Origin of the sequence: Pseudomonas sp. 58 R 12 (genome assembly GCF_900005865.1) — a bacterium.
GTDB lineage: Bacteria > Pseudomonadota > Gammaproteobacteria > Pseudomonadales > Pseudomonadaceae > Aquipseudomonas > Aquipseudomonas tritici.
Genome location: NZ_CVTP01000019.1, coordinates 38,605 through 58,091, shown reverse-complemented (window position 1 = coordinate 58,091; position 19,487 = coordinate 38,605). Strand labels below are relative to the sequence as shown.

16 protein-coding genes are annotated in these 19,487 nt (G+C 59.8%); 8 read left to right on the top strand and 8 right to left on the bottom strand.

The annotated features are described in order from the left end of the window. Window position 1 precedes the first annotated feature (1 nt). Window positions 2–1,348, bottom strand: a complete 1,347-nt coding sequence (locus tag BFP95_RS15895) for a class II 3-deoxy-7-phosphoheptulonate synthase (protein ID WP_065909905.1) — start codon at window positions 1,346–1,348, stop codon at window positions 2–4. A 123-nt stretch (window positions 1,349–1,471) separates the two neighbouring features. Between BFP95_RS15895 and BFP95_RS15890 the strand changes: the two genes are divergently transcribed. After that, a complete protein-coding gene (locus BFP95_RS15890) occupies window positions 1,472–2,227 on the top strand; it encodes a spermidine synthase (RefSeq protein WP_049709291.1) in 756 nt (251 codons plus the stop codon). A gap of 150 nt (window positions 2,228–2,377) precedes the next feature. On the opposite strand, the gene BFP95_RS15885 is transcribed toward BFP95_RS15890, so the two are convergent. After that, complete coding sequence (locus BFP95_RS15885; RefSeq protein ID WP_065909903.1) at window positions 2,378–3,169, bottom strand: crotonase/enoyl-CoA hydratase family protein; 792 nt, start codon at window positions 3,167–3,169, stop codon at window positions 2,378–2,380. 423 nt (window positions 3,170–3,592) lie between these two features. Between BFP95_RS15885 and BFP95_RS15880 the strand changes: the two genes are divergently transcribed. Then, complete coding sequence (locus BFP95_RS15880; protein WP_065872724.1) at window positions 3,593–5,266, top strand: DEAD/DEAH box helicase; 1,674 nt, start codon at window positions 3,593–3,595, stop codon at window positions 5,264–5,266. Window positions 5,267–5,472: 206 nt separating this feature from the next. Here BFP95_RS15880 and BFP95_RS15875 read toward each other — a convergent pair whose 3' ends face one another. Further along, window positions 5,473–6,240, bottom strand: a complete 768-nt coding sequence (locus BFP95_RS15875) for a DODA-type extradiol aromatic ring-opening family dioxygenase (protein ID WP_065872723.1) — start codon at window positions 6,238–6,240, stop codon at window positions 5,473–5,475. Window positions 6,241–6,343: 103 nt separating this feature from the next. Between BFP95_RS15875 and BFP95_RS15870 the strand changes: the two genes are divergently transcribed. Beyond that, window positions 6,344–7,000, top strand: coding sequence for a thiopurine S-methyltransferase (locus BFP95_RS15870; protein WP_065909898.1), 657 nt, complete (start codon window positions 6,344–6,346; stop codon window positions 6,998–7,000). Between the two features lie 269 nt (window positions 7,001–7,269). Here BFP95_RS15870 and htpX read toward each other — a convergent pair whose 3' ends face one another. Then, window positions 7,270–8,157: a protease HtpX gene (gene htpX, locus BFP95_RS15865; RefSeq protein WP_034102803.1), complete on the bottom strand. Its 888-nt coding sequence runs from the start codon at window positions 8,155–8,157 to the stop codon at window positions 7,270–7,272. Window positions 8,158–8,461: 304 nt separating this feature from the next. After that, entirely contained in the window at window positions 8,462–9,673 is a 1,212-nt protein-coding gene (locus tag BFP95_RS15860) for a pyridoxal phosphate-dependent aminotransferase (RefSeq protein ID WP_065872721.1), read from the bottom strand. A 201-nt stretch (window positions 9,674–9,874) separates the two neighbouring features. Between BFP95_RS15860 and msrB the strand changes: the two genes are divergently transcribed. The 3 genes from msrB to BFP95_RS15845 all read left to right on the top strand — a co-directional run bounded on the left by msrB (window position 9,875) and on the right by BFP95_RS15845 (window position 11,375). After that, window positions 9,875–10,267 carry a peptide-methionine (R)-S-oxide reductase MsrB gene (gene msrB / locus BFP95_RS15855; protein WP_049709285.1) on the top strand — a complete coding sequence of 131 codons (393 nt, stop codon included), beginning with the start codon at window positions 9,875–9,877 and terminating at the stop codon, window positions 10,265–10,267. Window positions 10,268–10,413: 146 nt separating this feature from the next. Continuing rightward, complete coding sequence (locus BFP95_RS15850) at window positions 10,414–10,899, top strand: glutathione peroxidase (protein ID WP_049709284.1); 486 nt, start codon at window positions 10,414–10,416, stop codon at window positions 10,897–10,899. After that, window positions 10,896–11,375, top strand: coding sequence for a MarR family winged helix-turn-helix transcriptional regulator (locus tag BFP95_RS15845; protein ID WP_065872720.1), 480 nt, complete (start codon window positions 10,896–10,898; stop codon window positions 11,373–11,375). Before BFP95_RS15850 ends, BFP95_RS15845 begins: the two co-directional genes overlap by 4 nt. Here BFP95_RS15845 and BFP95_RS15840 read toward each other — a convergent pair. Next, complete coding sequence (locus BFP95_RS15840; protein WP_065909897.1) at window positions 11,329–13,638, bottom strand: hybrid sensor histidine kinase/response regulator; 2,310 nt, start codon at window positions 13,636–13,638, stop codon at window positions 11,329–11,331. The two genes, BFP95_RS15845 and BFP95_RS15840, sit on opposite strands and share 47 nt — an antisense overlap. Before the next feature lie 163 nt (window positions 13,639–13,801). Between BFP95_RS15840 and BFP95_RS15835 the strand changes: the two genes are divergently transcribed. Together BFP95_RS15835 and BFP95_RS15830 are read left to right on the top strand one after the other, a co-directional pair. Beyond that, a complete protein-coding gene (locus BFP95_RS15835; RefSeq protein WP_049709281.1) occupies window positions 13,802–14,692 on the top strand; it encodes an ATP-binding protein in 891 nt (296 codons plus the stop codon). After that, window positions 14,689–15,171 (top strand): GAF domain-containing protein, encoded by a 483-nt coding sequence (locus tag BFP95_RS15830; RefSeq protein ID WP_065872718.1) that lies wholly within the window; start codon window positions 14,689–14,691, stop codon window positions 15,169–15,171. The genes BFP95_RS15835 and BFP95_RS15830 overlap by 4 nt, the downstream gene beginning before the upstream one ends. Here the strand turns inward: BFP95_RS15830 and BFP95_RS15825 are convergent, their stop codons facing one another. Next, a complete protein-coding gene (locus BFP95_RS15825; protein WP_065882427.1) occupies window positions 15,172–18,831 on the bottom strand; it encodes a transporter substrate-binding domain-containing protein in 3,660 nt (1,219 codons plus the stop codon). It lies immediately after the preceding gene. An 8-nt stretch (window positions 18,832–18,839) separates the two neighbouring features. Continuing rightward, complete coding sequence (locus BFP95_RS15820; protein WP_065872716.1) at window positions 18,840–19,466, bottom strand: response regulator transcription factor; 627 nt, start codon at window positions 19,464–19,466, stop codon at window positions 18,840–18,842. Window positions 19,467–19,487 lie beyond the last annotated feature (21 nt).

The following is a 19,487-nucleotide window of genomic DNA, read 5'->3' as shown; positions in this document are numbered from 1 at the left end:
CTCAGCGCTTGACCTGCTTCAACGTCTCAGCAATCAAAAACGCCAACTCCAGCGACTGATCGGCATTCATCCGCGGGTCGCAATGGGTGTGATAGCGGTCCGACAAACCATCTTCAGTAATCGGCCGCGCGCCGCCGATGCATTCGGTGACGTTCTGCCCGGTCATTTCGATATGAATCCCGCCGGCATATGTCCCCTCGGCCTGGTGCACCTGGAAGAATTCCTTCACCTCGCCCAGGATCTGCGCAAAGTCGCGGGTCTTGTAGCCGCTGCTGGCCTTGATGGTGTTGCCATGCATCGGGTCGGAGCTCCACAGCACCTGCTTGCCCTCGTGCTGTACCGCACGAATCAGGCCTGGCAGGTGGTCGCCGACCTTGCCGGCGCCCATGCGCGCGATCAGGTTGAGGCGGCCGGGGTCGTTGTCCGGGTTGAGGATGTCGATCAAGCGGATCAAGTCATCCGGGTTCATGCTCGGGCCGACCTTGACGCCGATCGGGTTGTTCACCCCGCGCAGGAATTCGACGTGGGCACCGTCCAACTGGCGCGTACGGTCGCCGATCCACAGCATGTGCGCCGAGCAGTCGTAGTAGTCGTTGGTCAGGCTGTCACGGCGCACAAAGGCTTGTTCGTAATTGAGCAGCAGCGCTTCGTGGGCGGTGAAGAAGCTGGTTTCGCGCAGTTGCGGCGAGCTGTCCATGCCGCAGGCGCGCATGAAGGCCAGGGTTTCATCGATGCGGTCGGCCAGTTGGCTGTATTTTTCGGCCAGGGCGGAGTTGGCGATGAAGTCCAGGTTCCACTTGTGCACCTGGTGCAGGTCGGCAAAACCGCCTTGGGCAAACGCGCGCAACAGGTTGAGGGTGGCGGTGGACTGGTGATAGGACTGCAACAAGCGATCCGGGTCCGGCACGCGGCTTTTTTCATCGAAACCGATGCCGTTGACGATATCGCCACGGTAGGCGGGCAGGGTGATGCCGTCGATGGTCTCGTCGTTGGCCGAACGCGGCTTGGCGAACTGGCCGGCCATGCGCCCGACTTTGACCACCGGGCAGCCGGCGGCGAACGTCATCACAATGGCCATCTGCAGCAACACCTTGAAGGTGTCGCGGATTTTTGCGGCGGAGAATTCGGCAAAACTCTCGGCGCAATCGCCACCTTGCAGCAGGAACGCGCGTCCCTGGGTCACTTCGGCGAACTGACGACGCAACTCGCGGGCTTCCCCGGCAAACACCAGCGGCGGGTAGCTGGCCAGGCTCTGCTCCACGTGCAGCAGGTGCGCAGCGTCCGGGTACTGGGGTTGTTGCTGGATCGGCAGGGCGCGCCAGCTGTCGGGGCTCCAGGGTTGGCTCATCATGCACTCGATTGTTGATTGACGGTCGGGCGCCAATGTTATCAGCAATTAGTGCGTGACCTGTTGCCGCCGGTTGGCCGACAATCGCGCCTTTGCCGTGCAGCAAACCCTTTAGGAGTAGTGATGACCGAGGAGCGTGTCGAGCGCCTGCTCGCCGAAGTCCATGATGATTTCGGCATGATCCGTGTGCTTGAAGTGGCCGATTACCGTTTTCTCGAGTTCGGCGATGCCATCGAGCAAAGCTGCGTATTTACGGCTGACCCGAGCTGGCTGGAGTACGACTACACCCGCGCGATGCTGATCGGCGCGTTGTGCCATGAGCAACCGGAAAGCGCGCTGTTCCTCGGCCTGGGCGCCGGCACGTTGACCCAGGCGTGCCTGAAGTTCCTGCCACTGGAAGACGTGGAGGCCATTGAGCTGCGTCCCGATGTACCGCGCCTGGCCATCGAATACCTGGGGCTGGACGATGACCCACGGCTGTATATTCGCGTCGGCGACGCACTGCAATTGCTCGACACGGCTGAGTCGGCTGACCTGATTTTTGTCGACCTCTACACCGACGTCGGCCCCGGCGTCGGGCACCTGGCCTGGACCTTCCTGGAAAACTGTCAGAAAAAACTCAACCCCGGCGGCTGGCTGGTGATCAACCAGTGGGCCACCGACGATGGCAAACCGTTGGGGGCGGCATTGTTGCGCGGGTTGTATCACCGGCATTATTGGGAGCTGCCGGTGAAGGAGGGGAATGTGATTCTGCTGGTGCCTTCGGAGTTGGATCAGGAACTGGACCTTGGCGCGCTTTCGGCTCGTGCTGAAGCGCTGGCACCGCGGTTGGGCTATTCGTTGCAGTCGCTGATCAAGGCGATTCGGCCGGCTACTTAGTTGCCTGGAACGACGCCATCGCGGGCAAGCCCGGCTCCCACATTCGACCGCATTCCTACAGGATGCACGCAGTCAAAATGTGGGAGCGGCGGTTCGACGCTTCGACTTGCCCGCGATGAGGCCATCACTGTCGACGGCTAATTCAGGTGTTCATATACCCTTGAACACCCCCGGCCGCTTCTCAATCATCGCCCGCACCCCTTCCTTGGCATCCTCGCTGTTAAGCAACTTATCCACCATCGGCGGCAAAGCCGCGGCCGCGACCGCTTCGCCTTCCATATGCGCCAGCCGTGCCGACATCAACGTGGCCTGCACCCCAAGCGGTGCCTGGCGCGCAATCCGGTTAGCCAGTTCGACGGCGCGCGGCAGCAAGTCTTCGCTGGCCATCACCTCCTGCACCAAACCCAAGCGCAAGGCGTCATGGGCGTCGAATTCATCGCCGGTCAGCAGCCAGCGCATCGCATTGCCCCAGCCGGCGATCTGATGAAAGCGCAGCGTCGCGCCGCCAAACGGAAAAATCCCACGCTGTACTTCCATCTGCGCAAAGCGCGTATTGCTTGCGCACAGGTTGATGTCCGCCGCCAGCATCAGCTCGATACCGATGGTCAGGCAGTAGCCCTGGGCCGCGACGATCACCGGTTTGCTCACGCGCGGGCCGGCAAACACGCCCCAGGGATCGCAGCCCCCCAGCGGTGGTTGCCAGCCGCCGGCCATCACCGCGCTGACATTGGCCAGGTCCAGCCCGGCGGTAAAGTGATCACCATGGGCAAACACCACCGCCACCCGCGCATCGGCATTTCGATCAAATTCACCATACGCCAGGCTCAGCGCGTTGAGCAGGTCCAGGTCGAAAGCGTTGCGTTTGGCTACCCGGTCCAGGCCCAACAGCAGGACATGGCCCTGCAGTTCTCGGCTGACGCGGCTGCTGCTGGCTTGATTCATCGGGTGTGCCCTCGGGCGCGGGGAAGTGTTTCAGACCAAAGGGTCGGAAGGGTTGGGTGAACCGTTTAAGCGTAATGACCAACAGGGCCGGGCCTTTGAAAAATAGACCTTACACGCGTTATCTGCAAAGACTGTGACGCAGGGCGGTTTATCAATGCTTTACGATAAAAAAAGCTCCCTTTTTCAGCTATTTCCGGTATAGTGCGCGCCGGCCTTTAACCGGGCCGCGTTTAGGTAGCGCAATTCCCCGAAGTCAGCTTCGGCTGCACGTCCGCACAGCGGACTCTCCCTTGACGAATCTTTTTCATTCATTCGTTTTCGCAAATCCCCGCCGACAAAGCAGCCAGGGCGACTCTTGAGTCTCAACACGGCATGCGCAGCTTTGGAGCATGGGTCTTTGCGGATGCACTTAGAGGCAGACCCATGACCCAGGAAACCGGCGGCTTCGCCGCTTTTAATCTTAACCCGAACATTCTCGCTGCCGTCATCGCGACCGGCTACGAAGAACCTTCGGCGATTCAGCAGCAATCGATCCCGATCATCATGGCCGGCCAGGACATGATTGGCCAGGCGCAAACCGGTACTGGTAAAACCGCCGCGTTCGCCCTGCCTATCCTGCACTGCATCGATCCTGCCAAGCGCGAACCGCAAGCCCTGATCCTGGCGCCAACGCGTGAGTTGGCGCTGCAAGTAGCAACCGCTTTTGAAACCTACGCCAAGCAAATGCCAGGCGTTACCGTTGTGGCCGTTTACGGCGGCGCGCCGATGGGCCCGCAACTGAAAGCAATCCGTAACGGCGCACAGATCGTTGTCGCCACCCCGGGCCGTCTGTGCGACCACCTGCGTCGCGACGAGAAAGTCCTGTCGACCGTGAACCACCTGGTTCTCGACGAAGCTGACGAAATGTTGAAGCTGGGCTTCATGGATGACCTGGAAGTCATCTTCAAGGCGCTGCCACCAACCCGTCAGACCGTACTGTTCTCGGCCACCCTGCCACAGTCGATCCGTGCCATTGCCGAACGCCACCTGCGCGATCCGCAACACGTGAAGATCCAGACCAAGACTCAGACCGTTACCGCGATCGAACAGGCTCACCTGTTGGTTCACGCTGACCAGAAGACCTCGGCTGTATTGAGCCTGCTGGAAGTCGAAGACTTCGACGCCCTGATCATGTTCGTGCGCACCAAGCAAGCGACCCTGGACCTGGCCAGTGCCCTGGAAGCCAAAGGCTACAAAGCCGCTGCGCTGAACGGTGACATCGCCCAGAACCAACGTGAGCGCGTGATCGACTCCCTCAAGGATGGCCGTCTGGACATCGTTGTGGCGACCGACGTGGCTGCACGTGGTCTCGACGTTCCACGTATCACCCACGTGTTCAACGTTGACATGCCGTACGATCCAGAGTCCTACGTTCACCGTATCGGCCGTACCGGCCGTGCCGGTCGCGAAGGTCGTGCACTGCTGCTGGTGACTCCACGTGAGCGCCGCATGCTGCAAGTGATCGAGCGTGTGACCGGTCAGAAAGTCGCCGAAGTCCGCCTGCCGGATGCCCAGGCCGTTCTGGATGCTCGCATCAAGAAACTGACCAACAGCCTGTCGCCGCTGGTGGCTGACGCTGAATCGACCCACGGCGAACTGCTTGACCGCCTGACCGCCGATATCGGTTGCACCCCACGTGCCCTGGCTGCAGCCCTGCTGCGTAAAGCGACCAACGGTCAGGCCCTGACCCTGGCAGCCATCGAGAAAGAACGCCCACTGGTGCCGAACAACGCGCCACGCGGTGATCGTCCAGAGCGTACTGGCGACCGTCCAGACCGTGGTGATCGTGAGCGTCGTGCTCCGGTTCCATTGGCTGAAGGCCGTGCTCGTTGCCGTACCGCGCTGGGCGCGCGTGACGGTATCGCTGCCAAGAACCTGCTGGGCGCTATCCTCAACGAGGGTGGCCTGGCACGTGAAGCCATCGGTCGCATCCAGGTCCGTGACAGCTTCTCCCTGGTGGAGCTGCCGGAAGATGGTCTGGAAAAACTGCTGACCAAGCTGAAAGACACTCGCGTTGCCGGTAAGCAGTTGAAGCTGCGTCGCTACCGCGAAGATTGATCCGCCCTTGGGCTGATTGATCACACATAAAAAATCCCCGACTGGTTCGGGGATTTTTTTTGCCTTGGATTCAGGCTGTGTCCGGATCAGCACCCAATCCAATGTGGGAGCTGGCTTGCATGCGATAGCGATGTATCAGTGATAAATGTGCTTGACTGAACCACCGCCATCGCAGGCAAGCCAGCGCCCACAAGAGGAGGCGTTCGTTAGTCGAAGCGGTAAATGTCCATTCCTAGGGCGCCCATGGTGAACCCCTGGTGCGCCACGCTGAAATCGCCACCGGCGCCACGTGCAAAGTACAGCGGCAACAAATGCTCATCGCTGGGATGGCTACGTACCGCATGCGGTGCCTGACGGCGATAGTCGTGCAGCGCGGTCTCATCGTTGGCCGCCAGCTTATCCACCACCCAGTCCCGGAAATCCTGCGCCCAGGGCTCTATGCTCTCAGGCCCCGCGTGCCAGTCCAGTTCGCCCAGGTTATGGGTGATGCTGCCCGAGCCGATCAACAGCACACCTCTGTCGCGCAGGCTGGCAAGCGCATGCCCGACCCGCGTCTGCAGGGCAGGGCCCATGCGGCTGGGCAGGGAAACCTGCACCACTGGAATGTCTGCCGCCGGGTACATCAGCGACAACGGTACCCAGGTGCCGTGGTCGAACGGGCGTTGGTCGTCTATGCGTGCATTCAAATCATCGGCGTGCAACAACTCGACTATTTCGCCGGCCAACTGCGGATCGCCCGGCGCGGGGTATTGCACGGCAAACAATTCGCGGGGGAAGCCACCAAAATCGTGCCAGGTGTCAGGCGCGGCGCTGCCGCTGACCAGCAGCTCATGGCTTTCCCAATGCGCCGACACCACCACGATTGCCTTCGGCCGTGGTATCTCGGCGGCGAGTCGCTGAAGCGCCGGGCCGCTGGCGCCGGGTTGCAGGGCGAGCATGGGCGAACCGTGGGAGATAAACAGGCTGGGGAACATAAGTGGGGTCCTGAGCGTTAACATGGGCCCATCTTTAATCAGATCATTGATCTAAATCTAATATAAGTTTTAGCACCATTTGATCGAATTTTTGGGGGCATCCATGGAGCCTGAGTTTTGGCGGGAGCGCTGGGCGCGCAATCAGATCGGCTTTCATTTGCCCGAGGTCAATCCTTACCTGCAACGGCACTGGCCGAAGTTGGCCCTCGCCGAGGGCGCCAAAGTGCTGGTGCCATTGTGTGGCAAAAGCCTGGACCTGATGTGGCTGGCCAGCCTGGGGTTTCGGGTGCTGGGCGTGGAGCTGTCGGAACAGGCGGTGGAAGCCTTCTTCACAGAGCAGAGTCTGACACCGCGCGTCACCGAACGAGGCGCCTTCAAGGTGTATCAGGCGGATTTGATCGAAGTATGGTGCGGCGATTTCTTCGCCTTGGACGCGCAAGTCCTGGCTGATTGCACCGCGCTCTATGACCGCGCCGCGCTGATCGCCCTGCCACCGCTGCTGCGTGCGCAGTATGCCGAACACCTGAATACGCTTTTGCGGCCGGGTTGCCAGGGGCTGCTGATCACCCTCGATTATGACCAGACGCAAAAAGCCGGCCCGCCGTTTGCAGTGACGCATGATGAGGTGAAGGTGCTGCTTGGCTCGCATTGGGCCTTGGCGGTGCAGGAAGAGCAAGACATCCTGGGCGAAAGCTGGAAGTTCGTGCAGGACGGCGTTACGCGGCTTGAGGAGCGGGTGTATCAGCTGACGATGCGCTGAGCCCGCGATGACCACAGAGTAGGGTAGTGAGCGGGCTTGTCCCGCGCTGGGCTGCGGAGCGGCCCCAATAAGGCCGCTGCGTTTCTTCAGGTAAAGCTCGATATCAGGTTTTTAGGGCCGCTTCGCAGCCCAGCGCGGGGCAAGCCCGCTCACTACAGGATGCTTCTGCGCTTTCAAAAGAGGTGTAGATAGCTATGCCGCGATGGTCAAGGACGTACCCACGAAAAAGGGGCGATCAGATCGCCCCTTTCGGTGTCACTACCGAGCTATCAGCCCCGACGACGCAGTGCGTCGATACGCTCTTCCAGTGGCGGGTGGCTCATGAACAGGCGAGCCATGCCCTGCTTGATGCCACCGTTGATACCAAAGGCCGTCAGGCTGTCCGGCATATGCACCGGCAGGCCCTGTTCGGAGCGCAGGTGTTGCAGCGCTGCAATCATCGCCCCGGTACCGGCCAGGCGGGCACCGGCTTCGTCTGCGCGGAATTCGCGTTTGCGCGAGAACCACATGGTGATCGCGCTGGCCAGGAAGCCCAGCACCACTTCGGCGAAGATGGTTGCCACGAAATAGGCAATACCGCGGCCTTCTTCGTTCTTGAAGATCACCTTGTCGACAAAGTTGCCGATGATCCGCGCGAAGAACATCACGAAGGTGTTCACCACGCCTTGGACCAGCGCCAGGGTGACCATGTCACCGTTGGCCACGTGGCCGATCTCGTGGGCCAGCACCGCCTTTACTTCATCGTACGAGAAGCGTTCCAGCATGCCCTGGCTGACCGCAACGAGTGCGTCGTTCTTGTTCCAGCCGGTGGCAAAGGCGTTGGCTTCATAGGCCGGGAAGATCCCGACCTCGGGCATCTTGATGCCGGCTTCTCGGGACAATTGCTCGACGGTCTGCAGCAACCATTGCTCATGCCGGGTACGTGGCTGGGTGATCACCTGGGTGCTGGTGCTCATTTTCGCCATCCACTTGGAGATGAACAGCGAGAACAGCGAGCCGGCAAAACCAAAGACCGCACAGAAAACCAGCAGCTGATTGAGGTTCAGGTCAACCCCGTTGGCCGCCATGAACCCATTGAAGCCGAAAAGGCTCAAGGTAATGCTGGCAATCAGCACGACCGCAAGGTTAGTGGCCAAGAACAGCAGGATGCGCATCATGGTTGTAGAGTTCTCCTCATGCTTAATATGTCGCGTACTGCGGGGTATATAAGGTGCGGCATGGGGTGATTCAACCGAGCGACTATTTCAAACTGTGTCCTACAGCCTGAATGTAGAGCCTTGAAGGGATTTTCCGACGTGAAAAAGACCCCCTGATCGGTTCATCTATACCTTCCAGCCCAGTAATTATAGGGGGGAGATAGCTTTTGCTGCGCCAGCAAACGGCTGGAACGGAGAAGGGGCAGAGAAGTGTTGCCAGATACTCGCTGTACGACCGATTGTCGATCGTACAGCGCCGTTTCCGTTACTGGCGATAGGACTTGAGGAAGCTACCGATGCGACCAATGGCCATCTCCAGGTCATCCACACGCGGCAATGTGACCACGCGGAAGTGATCCGGCCACGGCCAGTTGAACGCCGTGCCTTGCACCACCAGCAGTTTTTCCGAGAGCAGCAGGTCGAGCACAAACTTCTCGTCGTTGAGAATCGGGCACACCTTCGGGTCGATCCGCGGAAAGGCGTACAGCGCTCCCATGGGTTTCACACAGCTCACGCCCGGGATGGCGTTAAGCAGTTCCCAGGTGCGATTACGCTGTTCCAGAAGGCGACCTTGGGGCAAGACCAGGTCGTTGATGCTCTGGTAGCCGCCCAGCGCGGTCTGGATCGCGTGCTGGCTCGGCACGTTGGCGCACAGGCGCATGTTGGCCAGCATGTCGATACCTTCGATGTAACTTTGCGCGTTGTGCTTGGGGCCGGAGATGGCGATCCAGCCGGAGCGAAACCCCGCCACGCGGTAGGACTTGGACAGGCCGTTGAAGGTCAGGCACAGCAGGTCTGGCGCCAGGGACGCGGTGCAGATGTGCACCGCGTCGTCGTAGAGGATCTTGTCGTAGATCTCGTCGGAGAACACCACCAAGTTGTGCTGGCGCGCCAGTTCGAGCATGCCCAGCAACACCTCCCTGGAATACACGGCGCCGGTCGGGTTGTTCGGGTTGATAATCACCAGGGCCTTGGTGTTCGGGGTGATCTTGGCCTTGATGTCGGCCAGGTCCGGGAACCAGTCGGCGCCTTCGTCACACAGGTAGTGCACCGGGTTGCCACCGGCCAGGGTCACGGCGGCGGTCCACAGCGGGTAGTCCGGCGCCGGCACCAGCACTTCGTCGCCATTGTTGAGCAGGGCCTGCATGGACATCACGATCAGCTCGGACACGCCATTGCCCAGGTAGATGTCTTCGATGCCAACACCTTCGACCTGCTTTTGCTGGTAGTACTGCATCACCGCTTTACGCGCGCTGAACAGGCCTTTGGAGTCGCTGTAGCCCTGGGCGGTGGGCAGGTTGCGGATCACGTCCTGGAGGATCTCGTCCGGCGCTTCGAAACCAAAGGGCGCCGGGTTGCCAATGTTCAGCTTGAGGATGCGATGGCCTTCCTCTTCCAGGCGTTTGGCGTGCTTGAGCACCGGGCCGCGAATGTCATAGCAGACGTTGGCGAGCTTGTTCGATTTGCTGACCTGCATGGCGATGTGATCCTGAAAATGAACGATCCAGACGGTGTGGACACTACCGTACTGTGAATCCCGCGGGGCCGCCCCCGTAAATACGTTTGAATGCCGGTAGCGCGGGTGCCAGACTGGCGTTTTGAAGAGGCGCAATCATACGTGCCGCCTGATCTACGGAAAAGACACAGATCAGGCTTTTTCAGTTGCCGAGGTGTACCGATGGAAAAGCTGCAGAAGACCATTGATGAATGGAAAGCCATGCTCGACCCCGAGCAGTACAACGTATGTCGTCTCAAGGGTACCGAGCGACCTTTCAGCGGCAAGTACAACGGCACCAAGACGGACGGTGTGTACCACTGCATCTGCTGCAACGAGCCGCTGTTCGATTCGACCACCAAGTTTGATTCCGGCTGCGGCTGGCCCAGTTTCTACGCGCCGATTGCCGACAGCGCGATGATCGAAATCCGTGACGTCAGCCACGGCATGATCCGCACCGAAGTTACCTGCGCCAAATGCGATGCCCACTTGGGCCATGTATTCCCCGACGGTCCGCCGCCGACTGGCCTACGTTATTGCATCAATTCGGTGTGCCTGGACCTCGTCCCGCGATAAACACATCTTCTGTGGCGAGGGAGCAAGCTCCCTCGCCACAGAAGCGGCTATCGTCTGATATCGGCCTATCATTCTGGTCAATTGAATTGCACACAATTGAATTGATCACTATGTTTATTCTTTCTTTCCGTTATCGAGGCACTGCCATGAGCGACAACCTGCTGAGCATCCCTTGCACCACCATCAAAGGTGAGCAAAAGACCTTGGCCGATTTTGCCGGCAAGGCCATCTTGGTGGTCAACACTGCCAGCAAGTGTGGCTTCACCCCGCAGTACAAGGGCCTGGAGCAACTCTGGCAGCAGTACAAGGACCAGGGGCTGGTGGTACTGGGGTTCCCTTGCAACCAGTTCGGCAAGCAGGAACCGGGTAACGAAGGGGCGATCTCCGAGTTCTGCGAGCTGAACTTCGGCGTCAGCTTCCCGCTGTTCAAGAAAATCGACGTGAATGGCAGCGATGCCCACCCGTTGTTCGTGCAACTGAAACAACAGGCCCCGGGCCTGCTTGGGTCCAAAGGCATCAAGTGGAACTTCACCAAGTTCCTCATCGGTCGTGACGGCCAGGTAGTCAAGCGTTTTGCCCCGACCACCAAGCCGCAGGACCTGACTCAAGAGATCGAAGCCCTGCTCAAATGAGCGTATCCCTGGCCCTCGATAACCAGCTGTGTTTCAAGCTCTACGCTGCGTCCAGGGCGGTGACCCGCGCCTATAAGCCGATGCTGGATCAACTGGGCCTGACCTACCCGCAATACTTGGTGATGCTGGTGTTGTGGGAATGGCACGACACAGCCCCCGCGCAACCCACGGTCAAGGCCTTGGGCGAGCGCTTGATGCTGGATTCGGGCACGCTGACGCCGTTGCTCAAGCGCCTTGAGCACCTAAAGTGGGTCAAGCGCCAGCGCAGCGCCAAGGATGAGCGAGAAGTGCACCTGAGCCTCAGCGAAAGCGGTGTGCAGTTGCGCGACCAGACCCATGCGCTCAAGACCCGGCTGCTGTGCGACAGCGGCATCGACCTGAACCAGGCCGATGCCTTGCGCGACGGCTTGGACCAGTTGCTGCTGCAGATCAGAGACGTGTCGTCTTCGGCACCCACACGTCCAGCAAAGCGCTGAGTTCCTCGCGCCGAAACGGCTTGGCCAGGTAGTCATTCATGCCCGCAGCCCGGCAACGCTCGCGTTCTTCGGAAAGGGCGTTGGCTGTCAACGCGACGATCGGCAGTTCCGGCCAGCGCCCGCTGCGACGGATCTGCCGGCTGGCTTCGTAACCGTCCATCACCGGCATATTGCAGTCCATCAACACCATGTCGAAGTGTTGTTCTTCAAGAAACTTGAGCGCCTCCCCACCGTGGGCGGCCACGATCACTTCACACCCCAGTTTGCTGAGCATGCCTTTGGCCACCAGTTGGTTGACCGCGTTGTCCTCCACCAGCAGGATGCGCGCCCGGCGTGCCAGGGGCACGGCTTCTATCTGGATGGGATCAAGGATGAGTGGGTGATCGCTGCGCAAGTTACGTTCCAGGATTTGATACAGCGCATTGCGGCTCAGCGGGCGCGCCTGTTGCTGCAACGGCGCCAGTGCCGCGACTTCTTCGCTGGGCATGAAATTGCCATAGGCGGTCACCAGCAGGATCGGCGCGGTGATGGAAGGCCGCAGGCGGAACAGGCATTCGGGGCAGTCGGTGATCAGCAAGTCCGGCGTTTGCCCGCTTAAATCCTCATCACGCGGGTAGCAGCGCGGTGTCAGCCCCCAGTGGGGCAGGAGGGTGGTCAGCAGTTCCGTCAGGCCGCTGCCGGCACTGGTGATGGCGATCACCTCACCCTTGAGCGGCACCTGTTGAACGGCGGGCAAATGGATCGGCAACGGCAGGTCGGCGCAGAACTGGCTGCCGAAGCCGACCTCCGAACTGATGCTCAGTCGGCCTTTCATCGCTTCGCACAGGTTGTGCGTCAACGCCAAGCCGAGACCCGTGCCGCCAAACTGGCGTGTGATACCGGCTCCGGCCTGGGTGAACGGTTGGAAAATCTTTACCTGGGCTTCCTGCGCAATGCCGATGCCGGTATCACAGACCTCGATGCGCACTCGGCCATCCAGCGCGCTGAGGCGCACATCGACCCGGCCGAAGCGCGTGAATTTTAAGGCATTGGACAGCAGGTTACTGACGATTTGCCGCACACGGGTCGGGTCGCCCAGCACCTGGGCGGGAAACTGCGGGTCGATCAGGCAGGTCAGTTCGACACTGGGTGCCGCGTTTTGTGACAGCAGGTTAGCGGTGTCCTCCACCAGCGAGCCGAGGTCGAAGGGGATGTGTTCCAGCTCCAACTGGCCAGCATCGAACTTGGACAGGTCGAGGATATCGTTGAGCAACTCCACCAGCACTTTGCCCGAGTCATGGGCAATAGACAGTTGCTGGCGCTGCTCGGCATTGAGCGGGCTGTCCAGCGACAGTGCGATCATCCCCAACAGGCCGTTGAGCGGGGTGCGAATCTCATGGCTCATGTTGGCCAGGAACGCCGCACGCGCCTGGGCCATGCCCAATGCATGCATCTTCGCCGCTTCCAATTCGTCGTTGGACTGGCTCAGCCGCTGGTTGCTGGCCTTGAGCTCCAAGGTGCGCGCGGAGACGATGTCCTCCAATTGCCCCAGGTATTCGGTCAGTCGGTCTTCCGCGTGGCGGCGTTGCTGGATCTCCGTCTCCATGTTTTCGAACTGTTGGTTGGCAACGTTCACCAGTACGCCGATTTCGTCGTGTTCATGGCCCGGCGGGCAATCCAGGCGTGCCTGCCTGCGGTTGCTCAGCTCGCGAATAATACACACCAGTGGCTGGGTCAGCATGACGTAGAACAGACCCAGCAGGATGCCGGTCAGCAGCAGGCTGCGGGCAAACCCGTTGAGCAGGGTGATCTCGGCACGGCGCAGGAAGCGGCTGCCAAAGGCATAAGTGTCCACGTCCAGCCGTAGCACGCCGAGGGACTCGTTGGGCATAGGGTTCAGGAACAGCCGATCTTCAAACTGGCGGTTGGCCCCAAACAGAAAATCGCTGAGGGGGCGGTAGGTGCTTTCTTTGCGCGGCCGGTCGACATCGGCCAGTACCACGCCATTATTGTCGATCAACTGGGCATGGATGATGGCGGGGGAGTGCAGCAGGCCCAGGGTCAGTTCCTGGGCCAGTTCGGCGTCGATGTTGTAGGCGATGCGTGACGCGGGGTTGTGGCTGATTTCGATCAGCGAGCGAATTTCACGGTTGATGGATGCGTCTTCGCTGGCATAATCAATGCCGATTTGGATCAGGCTGAGCAAGGTTCCCAACACGAAACCGACCAGCACAGTCAATCTGGCTTGTTTATAAGACAAGCGGTGGGCGAACTTGATATCCATTGAGTGTTGAACCACTTTACGTTTCCCTTCGCCCGGCAAGCATAGCTGAACATCCACAGGCTCTGGCTTACCCGGCATGAATCGTTTTTTACGCAGCCTCGTGCGGTCTGCCGCAGGGCTGCCAATACGCCATCTTTTGCAAGAACTTGCCAGAGGAATAATTGTGGATTCTCGATTGAGTGCCTTTCTTGAGCGGGCCGATGCAGTGCTCGCCCGCCTCGAACCCTTATTGCCTGCACCACGCCAAACCATTGATTGGAACCAGTGCCTGGCTGCCCGCTGGCAGCGCGAAGGCCGCAGTGGTTTCCTGTTGCCGTTGGACGTGAGCCTGGACATGCGCCTGTCGGACCTGATCGGTGTCGACAAGCAACGTGAAACACTGGCGCGCAACACCCAACAATTCATCGATGGCCTGCCCGCCAATCATGCGCTGCTATGGGGCTCGCGTGGCACGGGTAAATCGTCGATGGTGCGCGCCTTGCTGGCACAGCACGCCAAGGCCGGTTTGCGCCTGATCGAGATCGAACGCGACCATCTGGCCGACCTGCCGCGTGTGGTCGAGCAACTGCTCAAGCTGCCGCAGCGTTTTATCCTGTTCTGCGACGACCTGTCATTCGAGGCCGGTGAAGGCGATTACCGTGTGCTGAAAAGCGTGCTCGACGGCTCTCTCGAACAGGCCCCGGAGAACGTGCTGCTGTACGCCACTTCCAACCGCCGCCATTTGGTGCCGGAAAACCAGAGCGACAATGACAACTGGAAACGCGTGGATGGTGAATTGCACCCAAGCGAAGCGGTGGAAGACAAGATCGCCTTGTCCGACCGTTTTGGCTTGTGGCTGTCGTTCTACCCGTTTACCCAGGAACACTTCCTGGATGTCGTGGAGCACTGGATCGGCGAACTGGCGAGCAAGGCCGGTTTGCAGTGGCAGCGCGATGAAGCGCTCGACATTCTTGCGGTACGCTGGGCTACCGGACGTGGCAACCGCAACGGTCGTTGCGCGTACCAATTCGCTCGTTACTGGGTCGGCCTCAAATTACTGGAACGTCAACCATGATTGATTTACAAAGCGCCGGTACTGGCCTTGATGGCTATGCCATGCTCTGCGCGCAACTGGAGTCGCTGCTGGCCGATGAGCGAGATTTCATCGCCAACAGTGCGCAGTTTTCTGCCTTCCTGTTCAACCAGCTGGACGATTTGAACTGGGCCGGCTTTTACCTTAACCGTGACGAAGAGCTGGTGCTTGGCCCGTTCCAGGGCCAGATCGCCTGCGTGCGCATACCGTTCGGCCGCGGGGTGTGCGGTGCGGCGGCGGCGACGCGGCAGACCCAGCGTGTGGAGGATGTGCATGCGTTCCCAGGGCATATCGCCTGTGACAGCGCATCGAACAGCGAGCTGGTGGTACCCCTGGTCAAGGACGGCAAATTGATCGGCGTCCTTGACCTCGATAGCCCGTCGTTGGCGCGTTTTACCCCCCAGGACCAGGCGGGCATTGAACGGCTGGCAGCAATTTTCCTGCGCTTGACCAACTGCTGATCACGTAAGGGGCGGCAGCCGCCCCTTGCTGGCATCGAGTGCTTGAAGCTGCATCTGCAGTAACCTCTCCAGTTCCATCATGAGCTTTTCCAAGGATTTCGCACTGGCTTCAATCAACGCCCAGTCATCACCGCGGGCACAGGCTTGTTCAAGGGTTTCGCACTGCCTGGCCAATGGGGTCGCCTGAACAATACGGGCAGCGCCTTTGATTTTGTGAGCTTGCTCGATGATTTCCTGGAGCGGGGCATGTGCACTGATCAGCGCAGTCAGTTCCTGGCGATCATGTCGGCTGCTGCTCAACAGTTCCTCCAGCAAACGCCAGCTCAACTGTGGATCGCCGCCGGTCAGGGCCTCGAAGTTGCCGAGGTCCAGGTACAGGTCGCTGGGTTGAGGGGCGATCTTCGCCAGTTGTCGCTCCAATGCCGTCAGGCTGATCGGTTTGAACAGGCAATCGTTCATACCGGCTTCGGCGCAGCGTTGCTTCTCTTCGGGCTGGGCATTGGCGGTAAAACCCAGTACCACGCACGGTGCGAGTTGCTCACGCTGTTCGTATTCCCGGATCGAGCGACTCAGCTCGTAGCCATTCATGATGGGCATGTTGCAGTCGGCGATGATCAGGTCGAAGCGTTCCTGGCGCCAGGCCTGGAAACCGGTGGCGCCGTTCTGGGCGGCGGTGAACTGGTGTCCCAGGTAACCCAGTTGCTGGCACATCAGCAAGCGGTTGGCGGGATGATCGTCCACCACCAGCACATTGAGCACTGGCGCGGTCGCAGGGGCTTCGGGTTTCGGTTCGACCGTTGCCTGTTCCGGCTGCAGGCGCGTCATGTTCAAGCTGACATGCACCTGAGTGCCCACCATAGGCACGCTGCTCAGGCTCAGTTGCCCGCCCATCATTGCGCACAGGCTGCGGCAGATCACCAGCCCCAGGCCGGCACCGCTCCTGGCGAGCTGCCCGGAATTGTCGGCCTGGGCAAAGGGTTCGAACAGGCGTAACTGGTCATCCCGGCTGATACCTATCCCGGTGTCCTCGACCACCAGTTTCATCTCGACTTGCTGCGCCAGCTCGGTGGGCAATACCTCAACCTTGATTTTGACCTCGCCGCGCTCGGTGAACTTGATCGCGTTGCTGACGAGGTTGGACAGCACCTGCTTGAACCGCAGCGGGTCGATCAACACATCGGTGTCATCCAGGTTGGGCTTGAACTCAAGGGACAGGCTGAGGGTTTTCTGGCGGGCCAGGCCGTCGAACACACGCACCACCGACTCGATCACCTCTCGCAGGTTGACGCGTTCCGGCGCCAGGCTCAGGCGCCCGGATTCGATGCGCGCGATGTCGAGGATATCGCCGATCAGCTCCAGCAGGTCCTTGGCCGAGTTGTACGCCACTTCGATGGCCGGGCGATCAAGATGGCCCTGGTCGGCACGCTTGAGGGTCAGTTCGAGCATGCCAATCACCGCGTTCATCGGTGTGCGGATTTCATGGCTCATGGTGGCGAGGAACGTGCTCTTGGCCCGGTTGGCTTCGTCGGCGCGTTCTTTGGCGGCGCGGATTTCGTCGAACAGTTGGCGTCGCTCGCTGATGTCAATCCAGCCACCAATGATGCCCTGCACCTCTGCGGTAGAGTCGCGGTATGGCAGGATCCAGTGGTAGATCGTCAGTTTTTTTCCGTGGATATGCAGGGTGCGATCAAGGATCAGCGGGTTGCCTTCGGCCATCACCCGCTGGTAATCGGCGTGATATTGAACCGCGTCGGTTTCAAGGGCCTCACTCATCTGGATGGCGCTTTTGCCGATCACATCCTCGCGTTTGACGTCGAATACCTGCAGGTAGCTGTCATTGCAGGTCTGCAGCAAGCCTTTACGATCACGCACGTAGATCGGATGCGGGGTTTCATTGACCAGCGCACGCATGAACTCGAACTGGTCACTGAGCGCGCGCTCGGCCATCTTGCGGTGTTTGATCTGGCGACGCATATAGGCGTTCCAGCCCAGGGAGACCAACAGCAAAAGGCCCGTACCAATGATGATGCGTGCGATCAGTTGATGATAGTTGCGCCAGTAGCTATCGGAGGCGGAGGTGTAGCCTCGCCAGCGACTGTTGATCACCCCCAGTTCATCCGGGGCGATGCTCAGCAAGGCCTTGTCGAGAATCGAGCTGAGTTCGGTGGCACTGCGTGCGGTTGCCAGGGCAAACGTGGCGGGAAAGGTGCCGATACTGGTGCTGATCTGAAGTTTGTCCTGGAACATCTGGGACGACAGGAAGTAGTTGGCGACTACCAGTGAGTTCACTGCGCCTTCGACATGCCCTTGGGCCAGCATTTCCGAGGCCTTGAACGTGTCGCTGGCGTTGACCAGATGCACCTCTGGGAAGTCGCGGCGCAGGACGGTTTCCAGCGGGTTACCCGGCGTAATTGCCAGGCGCTTGCCGGCCATCTGCTCCAGGTTCAAGGGCGCATCGGGCTCTTTCCGGGTCAGCAGCACATAGGAATTTTCCAGGTAAGGTCGGCTGAAATTCAGCTGCGCTTCCCGTTCAACGCTGGGCACGATTGCGCCGATGATGTCGACTTTGCCGGCGTCCACCTGTTCGATCATCGCATTCACGTCACGCCCGCGCTCAATGTCGAAACGCAGCCCGGTGCGCAGGCGAACCAACTCCAGCAGATCGGCGGTAATGCCACGAAAATTGCCGTCGGTATCGAAGAACGTCAGGGGGGCGAAGGTTTCGTTCACCGCCACCTTCACCACCGGGTGGTCCTTCAGCCAACGCTCCTCACGTTGAGTCAGTTGTAGCTTCTCGTCGGTCAGCAGGATGTCGCTGCCGGCGCTCCAGCGCTTGGCGATCGCGTCCCGTTCAGCGGTAGGCACGGCCGTCATTACCGCATCGACGATACTCAAGAGGGTGCGCTGCTGCTGGGGCATGGCAAAGCTGAACCCATAGGCCTCGTGCTTGCCGAAATTGGCCATGCGGATGTTCTTCAGGTAGCCCTTGTTGATCATGTAATGGGTGGAAATGGTATCGCCGAGAAACACGTCCGCCTGGTCGAATGCCACCGCATTCAAGGCATTTTGATAAGAGGGATAGACGCGGATGCGCGCCTCGGGGTAAAGCTTTTCCACCTCGCCCAGTGGCAGGTAGTGGTAGACCAGAGCCAGGCGCATCCCGGCCAGGCCATCCTTCAGGCTGCGGGTCTCACCTTCGCGGGTGACCAGTACCGGCTGGTCCACTGCATAGGGTTCGGACAGCGTGAGATTCGGGTTTGCCGCCTCAAAGCCGTTGGACGAGCCCAGCAGGTCGATATCCCCCGCTTCAAGGGCGCGGATCGCGGCCTCTCGGGAGGGGTAGCGCAACACTTTCACCGGCAGTGCCAGTGCCTTGGACAGCAGGCCGGCGTAATCAGCGGTGAGTCCCTCGTAGTCGCGGCCGCTGGACGTGAGGTCAAAGGGCGGATAATCAGGGGACGCAGTGCCCAGCACCAACTCCCGCTTGTTTTGCAGCCATTGGCGTTGGGCCTTGTTGAGGTGGGTTTCCAGTTGAACCGAGCCTGCACGGCTCAACAAGGTGAAATGTTCCGGGCTCGCTGGGTGGTTCGCGAGCACGACCGTGCTGAAGCACAAGCCGGCACTCAATGTAATCAGATAGTCCTTTATACGCCTGGGCATCCGCTTTCTCACACTAGCGCGTTTCGTTTTGCCATCTCGATAAGTTCTACCAAGGATTTGGCTTGAAGTTTTTGCATCAGCCGCTTTTTATAAGTGCTTACTGTTTTATTACTCAGAAACATACCTTTGGCGATTTCCTTGTTGGTGCGGCCTTGTGCAAAAAGTTGCAATACCATTAGTTCGCGGTCGTTGACGGTCTTGAATAATTCGAGTTCCTGGGATTCCACACCGTCTACACCATTGCTGTTCAGTGCCTGGCTCGGGAAATAGTTGTAGCCGGACAACACCGCGCGAATGGCGCTCAGCAACTCACTCAAATCGCCTTCCTTGCACACGTAGCCATCGGCGCCCGAGCGCATGCAGCGTGTGGCGAAGAGGGTGGGGGACTGGGCTGTCAGGATCAGGGTCTTCATTGACGTGTTCATCGCGTTGAAGCGGCAGAGCACTTCCAGCCCATCCAGCTTGGGAATGCTGATGTCCAGGATAATCAGGTCAGGCAGGCATTCGCGGACCATTTGTATGGCGTCGCAGCCGTTATCCGTTTCGCCCACCACTTTGTACCCTTCGTGCTCCAGTAACATTCGGATGGCAAGTCGTATAACAGGGTGGTCATCGATAATAAAAACTGAGTTCATGATCACATTCCATGCAAGTGC